General features: G+C 73.5%; 1 protein-coding gene. It reads left to right on the plus strand.

The genetic code is table 11. The annotated features are described in order from the left end of the window. Positions 1 to 1,579, plus strand: a 1,579-nt coding sequence (locus tag G3I40_RS00820) for a tetratricopeptide repeat protein (RefSeq protein ID WP_164300201.1), incomplete at its 5' end; no start/stop codon positions are given. Positions 1,580 to 1,925 lie beyond the last annotated feature (346 nt).

Below are 1,925 nucleotides of genomic sequence, written 5' to 3' on the forward strand. Positions count from 1 at the left end.
CCGGCCGGGGCGGTCGCTGGAGGCGTACACCACCGAGCTGGACGGTGACGGGCGGCTGGCGAAACTGTCCATCGCCGGGGACCGCCGGGTCGCGGTCCGTACCGCCTTCGACCACTCGCTCGCCGTGCTGGACCCGGCCGCGGCCCGGCTGTTCGCCCTGCTCGGCCTGCACCCCGGGCCGGAGTTCGGCGTGGAGGCCGCAGCGGCGCTGCTGGGCGTCGAGCCGGACGTGGCCGACGAGCTCCTCGACGTGCTCGCCGGCGCGAACCTGCTGCAGCGCACCACGGCCGACCGGTTCCTCTTCCACGACCTGCTGCGGCTGTACGCGGCCGAACACGCCGCGGCGGAGCCGGAGCACGAGGAGGCGTGGCGGCGGCTGTGCGACTGGTATCTCGCGACCGCCGATGCCGCCACGGCCTTCGAGTACACCGGGGTCGCCCAACTGCCCCGGGAGCGCGCCGCACCCGGCCGGTTCGCCGACCGGCAGCAGGCCCTGGAGTGGCTGGAGCAGGAACTCGCGAACATGGTCGCCCTGGCCGGCCGCGCCGCCGCGGCGGGCCCGCGCCACATCGCCTGGCAGCTCGCCGACCAGCTGCGCATGTACCTCTACTACCGGCATCACCGGGTCGAATGGAAGACGCTGGTCACCGCCGGTCTGCGGGCCGCCGAGGCCGCGGGCGACCCGCTGGCGAAGGCGGCGATGCTGCAGAGCCTCGGCGTACTGGGCCACCACGTCGAGGACCAAGGGCGCAACCTGGATCACCTGCTCGGCGCCCTGGAGGGATACCGGAGCGCCGGTGACCTCTCCGGCGAGGCGAGCGTCATGAGCAACCTCGCCGTCTACTACGGACGTCGCGGACAGATGCGCCGGGCGTGGGAATGGCAGCAGCGGGCCGTGGTGCTGCTCCGCGACCTCGACCGCCCGGTGATCCTCGGCATCGGGCTCAACGTCATGGGGGTCATCCACTCCTACCTCGGGGAGTCGGAGCAGGCGATCGCGCGCACGAGCGAGGCCATCGAGCTCTCCCTGCGCCACGGGCAGCCGCTCGGCACCATCAGCCCGCTGGTCAACCGGGCCATCGCCCACCACGGCCGGGGTGACCACGAGGCGGCGCTGGCCGACGGCACACAGGCGCTGAGACTGTCCCAGGAGCACCGCAAGCGGCGCAACGAAGCCGACGCCCAAGAAGTCCTGGCACGCGCATACCGCGACACCGGCCGCCTCGACCTCGCCCGACCGCTCGCCGAGAAGGCCCTGTCCTACGCCCGCGAGACCGCGGACCCGAGCACCCAGAGCGACTGCCTGACCAACCTGGGCGAACTGCTGTGCCTCAGCGGCGAGTTGCCCCGGGCGGCGGCGTACCTGGAGGAGGCGCTGGAGATCACCGTCCGCTCCGGGTTCCGTCATCAGGAGGCGGAGGCCCGCATCGGCCTCGCCCGGGTGAGCTACGCGGAAGGCAACGTTCAGGGTGCCGTGGAACAGGCGGGGATGGCCCTGGAAGCAGCCGAGGAACTCCATCTGCGTCCGGCGGAGCACCGCGCCCGCGCGCTCCTCGCCGCCGCCCGGGAAAAGGGCTGAACACGCTCAGTGGCCGTCGAGGAAGCCGGCGTGGCCCTCGTCGCCCTCGGCCCGGAAGGTGAGGAAGACGTCGCTGTGCTCGTCCAGGTGGTACCTCGCGCCGTCGCCGGCTCGGTGCGTCGTGCGCGGGCGGTGGTCGACACCTCACCGCGCGGGCCAGCGGCACCGCGCGGCAGGCGCCCCCGAACCACCGCCCGCTGACGCAGACACTGGCAGTGCCCTGCTGCAAAAACCTTGCAGAACGCTTGAAGAGCGGGCCGCCCGGTGCGGACGGCCCGCTCTCCTGTGCTCGGTGACGTGCCTACCTGCGGGCGCGGCCGCGGCCCGGGGGCAGCGCGGGCGGGAG

This window comes from Streptomyces sp. SID14478 (genome assembly GCF_010548525.1).
Classification (GTDB): domain Bacteria; phylum Actinomycetota; class Actinomycetes; order Streptomycetales; family Streptomycetaceae; genus Streptomyces.